The organism is Haladaptatus sp. (assembly GCF_049589095.1).
GTDB lineage: Archaea > Halobacteriota > Halobacteria > Halobacteriales > Haladaptataceae > Haladaptatus.
Genome location: NZ_JBAWAC010000669.1, coordinates 1 through 1,767, shown reverse-complemented (window position 1 = coordinate 1,767; position 1,767 = coordinate 1). Strand labels below are relative to the sequence as shown.

Here is a 1,767-nt window from a genome sequence, read left to right as displayed (position 1 = left end):
CTCATCGACCGTGGCCGCGTCCGCGCCGACACCGCCTACGTCATCGACGGTTACTCGATGGCGAGCGCCGAAAATCCGAACCCCACCCACGAGTTGATCGATTTCGTCGTCTGGAACGCCGTCATCGAGACGGACGCCGGGACGTTTCTTTGGGACACCGGCTGTCCCGAGAACGCCGCCGAGTACTGGCCCGACCCGTTGTACGGAGCGTTCGAAGCCTACGACGCCGAGGAGCACGCGCTCGAAGACGACCTTCGGAAGAATGGATACGGACTCGACGACATCGACGGCGTCGTGATGAGTCACCTCCACCTCGACCACGCGGGTCAACTCGACAGGTTCGAGGGGAGGGACGTCCCGGTGTACGTCCACGAGGAGGAACTCAAGTTCGCCTACTACTCGGCGAAGACGGACGACGGGTCGATCGCTTACTTGGCACCCGACTTCGACCGCGATTTGAACTGGGAAATCGTCCACCGAGACACGCACACGATTGCCGAGGGCTTCGAACTCCACCACCTGCCGGGGCACACGCCGGGCGTCCTCGGCGCGCGAATCGAGACGGAAGCGGGAACCCTACTTATCGCGGGGGATGAGGCCTACGTCGATGCGAACTACACCGACGAGGTACCGCTCGGTCCCGGCCTGCTGTGGAGCGAACGCGCGTGGCGCGAGAGCCTCTACACGCTGAAAGAGTTGGAGCGACTGGACGACTGCGACGTTCTACACGGCCACGACCTCGGACGGTTCGAGGAGTTGGCGGGGAAGTACTGAGGAAACACGGTCCATTTTCGTCCACTTTCGAAACCTCGGCACGGTACTCTGGATCGGTATTAGGACCGCTACTTCGGCTTCTGCGGTCCGTTAAAGTGCTTTCTTTGTGTTTTCGCACACAGCCTGTGCGGAGATAATAAAAATATCTCCAATCCAAGACCGGGAGAGTTCGGATCTTCAATGAATACGTGTGTCGGAGGTCCTGTTCTCAGGACACTGTCCGTATCTCCGGGGTCAACAGTACCTCTAAATGTCCCACCATCAATGGAATCTTGACCATAGTCGAAATAATTATGGCTATCATTGGGCTCCACATCCCCATCGATGTCGATGGTGTAATTATATCCGGGCCAGTCCGGATTCTGGTCCCTCTGTACACCGATTGCTTCGTAGTAATCCGTTGGTGATGCTACGTCGATATCTATGTATCCGTAATCGTTATAGGTGACTCTAATGCCAGTGATCCAATCGTCAGAATCCATCCAGAAGGTGTCTTGCCCTCCCTTACTAACTTGTCCACCCGCGTTGTTTCCCGCATTGGAAATGTAGTCATCTCCGTCAGCATAACTACCCTTTTCCACGTCGTCGAAGCCTATTTTGGTGAATATTTGATATTCCCAGTAATTACTATTGGAAAGTACCTGTATTTCACGTGAATTATCTGCTGCTGCTGTACCACTTGCGGCGATTCCACCGGAGACACCGATTCCAGCGGCCGCAGCCGATCGTAGGAATCGTCGTCGTCCGAGTTTTTTTACTCATTGTTCACTTGTATTCAACTGTCTTTATATATTATATCTTTCTAAATAGCAGGATATAAACATGCTCTCTCCCACCTAGACAGTTGATAGATCATTTGCCGTGCCGTGACATCCTCCTCGCCGTAAACGGCGAGGCTTCCCACAAGTCGTTCTTGCTGGTTTGGGCGATTTACGGTTTACACACCGACGAGGTGCTGGCCATGCCACGTGACCGCTACTCCTATCCAGCGAA

Annotated in this window: 2 protein-coding genes; one reads left to right on the top strand and one right to left on the bottom strand. The window is 54.6% G+C overall.

Features of this window, described 5'->3' with window-relative positions; all coding sequences use genetic code 11:
• A partial coding sequence (locus WBV42_RS20940; protein ID WP_423987756.1) for an N-acyl homoserine lactonase family protein occupies positions 1-774 on the top strand: 774 nt, incomplete at its 5' end.
• A gap of 68 nt (positions 775-842) precedes the next feature.
• On the opposite strand, the gene WBV42_RS20935 is transcribed toward WBV42_RS20940, so the two are convergent.
• On the bottom strand, positions 843-1,355 hold the full coding sequence (locus WBV42_RS20935) for a hypothetical protein (RefSeq protein WP_423987755.1): 513 nt from the start codon (positions 1,353-1,355) through the stop codon (positions 843-845).
• Positions 1,356-1,767 lie beyond the last annotated feature (412 nt).